This is a genomic window from uncultured Campylobacter sp. (assembly GCF_937949835.1).
Lineage (GTDB): Bacteria > Campylobacterota > Campylobacteria > Campylobacterales > Campylobacteraceae > Campylobacter_B.
This window is the reverse complement of the sequence record NZ_CALEDC010000299.1, coordinates 1-3,784: the sequence shown is the minus strand read 5'-3', so window position 1 is coordinate 3,784 and position 3,784 is coordinate 1. Positions and strand designations below refer to the sequence as shown.

Annotated in this window: 6 protein-coding genes; 2 read left to right on the top strand and 4 right to left on the bottom strand. The window is 42.3% G+C overall.

Annotation, left to right across the window (positions count from 1 at the left end):
* Positions 1 to 192 precede the first annotated feature (192 nt).
* The gene (locus Q0256_RS06795; protein WP_297883182.1) at positions 193 to 609 is read right to left on the bottom strand and encodes a polymer-forming cytoskeletal protein; all 417 of its coding nucleotides are present in this window, start codon (positions 607 to 609) and stop codon (positions 193 to 195) included.
* Positions 561 to 1,481 (bottom strand): M23 family metallopeptidase, encoded by a 921-nt coding sequence (locus Q0256_RS06790; protein ID WP_306528386.1) that lies wholly within the window; start codon positions 1,479 to 1,481, stop codon positions 561 to 563. The genes Q0256_RS06795 and Q0256_RS06790 overlap by 49 nt, the downstream gene beginning before the upstream one ends.
* 165 nt (positions 1,482 to 1,646) lie before the next feature.
* Between Q0256_RS06790 and Q0256_RS06785 the strand changes: the two genes are divergently transcribed.
* A complete protein-coding gene (locus tag Q0256_RS06785) occupies positions 1,647 to 2,090 on the top strand; it encodes a DNA starvation/stationary phase protection protein (protein ID WP_005873145.1) in 444 nt (147 codons plus the stop codon).
* A gap of 24 nt (positions 2,091 to 2,114) precedes the next feature.
* Here the strand turns inward: Q0256_RS06785 and Q0256_RS06780 are convergent, their stop codons facing one another.
* Both Q0256_RS06780 and Q0256_RS06775 read right to left on the bottom strand, forming a co-directional pair.
* The gene (locus Q0256_RS06780; protein ID WP_297961494.1) at positions 2,115 to 2,303 is read right to left on the bottom strand and encodes a hypothetical protein; all 189 of its coding nucleotides are present in this window, start codon (positions 2,301 to 2,303) and stop codon (positions 2,115 to 2,117) included.
* 342 nt (positions 2,304 to 2,645) lie between these two features.
* The gene (locus Q0256_RS06775; RefSeq protein WP_297941615.1) at positions 2,646 to 3,002 is read right to left on the bottom strand and encodes a histidine triad nucleotide-binding protein; all 357 of its coding nucleotides are present in this window, start codon (positions 3,000 to 3,002) and stop codon (positions 2,646 to 2,648) included.
* 130 nt (positions 3,003 to 3,132) lie between these two features.
* Here Q0256_RS06775 and Q0256_RS06770 point away from each other — a divergent pair.
* Positions 3,133 to 3,784: phenylalanine--tRNA ligase subunit alpha (locus Q0256_RS06770; protein WP_297961491.1), on the top strand; the 652-nt coding region annotated here is incomplete at its 3' end.

Below are 3,784 nucleotides of genomic sequence, written 5' to 3'. Positions count from 1 at the left end.
ATCTTAAAATTTGGAATTTTTTAAAATTCTAAATTTTAAGATTAAAGACACTCTAAGATCTCGCAAATATAAAAATCTTTAAAATTCTAAGAATTCCAAAGGCTAGAAATTCTAAAATTTCAATATCAATCGGATTCTAAAACCCCGTCAGCTAAAGCGTTTTAAATCCCAAGAATTCTAAATGTGCGCGATTTATTCGCCTAGAGCTTTGTCGATGAGCTTGACGTCTTCACTTGCGCTGCCGTCGATTACTAGGGCTTGATCGCTGCCACTCACCGCGCTTTTTCCATTAAATTTTGCGCCGACTTCGATGCCGAAGCTTTGCGATAGCACGTCGCCCACGAGCACACCGCCGCCTAGCAGCTCGACGAGCTCGGCTTCGATATTGCCGAAAAATTTACCGCTGATTACGATATGTTTGGCCCTAATCGAGCCGCGCGCGGTACCATTTTTACCGATGACGACAGTATTATCGGAGATCACGTCGCCTTCGACATTGCCATCGATATGCAAAATGCACGACAGGTGCAGCTCTCCTTTGATGAGCGTGCCTGACGAGATTATTGTTGTTTGAGCGGTGTTTGCATCGCCTTTATTAAAGATTGCCATGGGACATCTTCCTCCTTAGTAAAAATTTCTTTGTAATTTTTTTCGTTCCAGTTGATAAAATTTAGCGGATCTAGCGGCAGCTGCAAAAACCTAATCTCGTAGTGCAGATGAGGTCCGGTGCTAAGTCCGGTATTACCGCTAAAAGCGATAAGATCGCCTTTGTTTACAAACTCGCCTACTTTGCGAGTTAAATTTGAATCCAAATGCGCATATCGTGTCGTAAAGCCGTAGTTATGGCGGATCTCGACTAGATTGCCATAGCCAGTAGCGCCCGCGCCGCTGTATTGGATGATACCGTCTGCAGGCGCGTAGATGGGCGTTTTGGGCGGCGTGCGTAGATCAACGCCCGGGTGAAACTGCTTGCGCTTTAAGATAGGATGGTTGCGCCAGCCGAATTTCTCGCTGAGTTGATGAGTGCGCATGACCCTGCCGTTTGGGATCTGCATAAAAATTTCTTTTATCAGCGCGTCGGAGAATTTTTCGTTGATGATCTTTTGCGCGCGCTCTTTAATCTCTTGTTCGGAAGTAGGCTTGATGTGAGATAGGCGGTCGATCGCGCGCTCATCCTCCTCAGGATCGAGCCCAAACTGATGCTCCAAATCCGAAATTTTACCCTCGATGGCTTCAAATTCCATCTGACTTGCCGCGATACCGTCGCGAAGTTTTTGATTTAGCTCGTTAAGCTCGGTTTTGGTTCGCGAAAGGCTATCGATTTTAGAGCCCAGATACCTGATATATAGCGCACCCGTGACAAAAACGGTAAAAACAAATAGTACCAAATATAACGCGATCTTTTTGATGATTTGCGAGAGCAAAAAATTCCTAGAGCCGTTAAGGTCGGTTATGGTTATCATAAATTTGTTTTTCATAATGCGGCATTATAATGCAGCATAGCTGAAATTTCAAAAAAATTGTAGATAAATTTAAAAGCCATTTAATTTTAAAATTTCACTAAAAGATAAAATTTATTACTTAGTATAATTATAATTTAAGAAAATCTTGCTATAATTACAGCAATTTTAAATAAAGGAGACACAATGTCAAAAACAGTAAAACAACTAAACAAACTTCAGGCGGACGCTCATGCGTTCTTTGTTGCATTCCACGATTATCACTGGAATGTTAAGGGCTTACAATTCGCGCAGGTTCACGCTTACACCGAGAAAGCATACGACGAGATGGGCGAGCTTTTCGACGATATGGCTGAGCGCGCGCTTCAAATAGGTGGCAAGGCCGTAACTAAGGCTAAGGACCTAATTGAGCTTTCAAAAGACGCTCCGATTAGCGTAAAAGATAGCTATAGCGTATCTGAGGTACTTGAGGATGTTAAAAAAGCCTATGAGTATTTAGTAAAAGAATTTAAAAAGCTTCAAGAAGTAGCCGAAGAAGAGGGCGACGATACGACTTCAAATATTGCGCAGGATCACTACGGCGATTATGAAAAACGCCTATGGATGCTAAGCTCAATGCTAAGCAAATAATCCTCGCAAATCCTTTCAAAATTATTAGGGGCACATGCCCCTAAAATCTATTAAAGTTAATATTGAAATTTCAAAAAATTTTAAAATTCTAAGATTGTAATTTTGCGCTAAAATTTTAAATTCTGCTTGAAAACTGAAGCTAAATCGCTCATTCAAAGCAAAATTCATGTAGGTTTCAAATTCCATATCGTTGAAATCTAACTCATTCGCCATGTAAAAACATAACTCTTTTTGTAAAGCTCGGTTTCATTTAAAATTTTGCCGCGTCGTTTAAAATTTCTTGCCGATTTCAAATTTCGTAGCCGTAAAAATTCTAAAAGCCAAAGCTTTGTAGCTAAAGAGCGGCATTTTCTAAGAGCTCGCTTGTGATAAATTTGTATTTCTTTTTAGCGTCTGATGATAAATTTTAGCTTGTAGTTTTACTATTTTGATTATTTTTAAAACCTCGGTGCTTATAAATGAAGCGGAATTTTAAAAATTTCAAAGAATTTCGCAAATTCCGTAAAATTTTACAATTTCACGGAATTTTAGTTTTTATAGAATTAAGCTCTAGTCTTAAAAATTCTCTTCGGTATTGCGGTCGCTGACACGGTCCCACGGTAGTTTTATTCCGCCTAGGATATGAAAGTGCAGATGCATCACCTCCTGACCCCCATTTTCGCCGCAGTTGCAAACAAGACGGTATCCACTCTTATCAAGCCCCATTTTGCGAGTTACTTCTTGGATAAAAGCGCTCATTTTACTCATCACTTCAGGTGGCGTTACTTGGAAGTTTTCGTAGCATTTTTTAGGGATCGCCAGGATATGGATCGGCGCTTTTGGGTTGATGTCGTGGAAGGCCAAAAATTCATCGTTCTCTAACACTTTGTTGCACGGGATTTCGCCGTTTACAATCTTTTCGAATACGTTCATTTTAGATCCTTTTATGATGGTTGAAATTTAGCCGCGATTATAGCCAAAAAATCCAAACACGCAAATTTACCTAGCTTTTATCAAATTTTAACTACAATCGCGCCATTAAATTTAACCACAAGGATAGAATTTGCAAGAGATTAAAGCAAAAATCGACGCCGCATCGAGCCTGAGCGAGCTGGAAGCCGTGCGCTTGGAGCTTTTCGGCAAAAAAGGCATCATAACGGCGCTTTTTTCCGAGCTCAAATCCGCAGCGCCCGAGCAGAAAAAAGAGCTTGCCGTAAGCGCGAATGAAAAGCGCGATTATTTCAGCGAGCTCATCGCCGCAAAAAAGGCGAGCCTGGAAGCGGCGGAGCAAAAAGAGGCTATGAAAAATGAAGCGAGCGACGTCACGCTTTTTAACGAAAACGTAAACTGCGGCGCGCTGCACCCCGTGATGGAGACGATGGATAAGATCATAGACTACTTCATCGCGCAAAATTTCAGCGTCGAAAGCGGCCCGCTCATCGAGGACGACTTCCATAATTTCGAGGCGCTAAATTTACCAAAATACCACCCGGCGCGCGACATGCAAGATACGTTTTATCTGAACGACGGGCGGCTGCTACGCACGCACACTAGCGGCGTTCAGATCCGCACGATGGAGAAATTTAAAGCTCCGCCGGTGCGTATGATCGCCCCGGGCGCGGTATTTCGCCGTGATATGGATCTAACCCATACGCCGATGTTTCATCAAGTGGAAGGCCTCGTAGTCGAGCAGGGAGACCGCGTGAGCTTTGCGA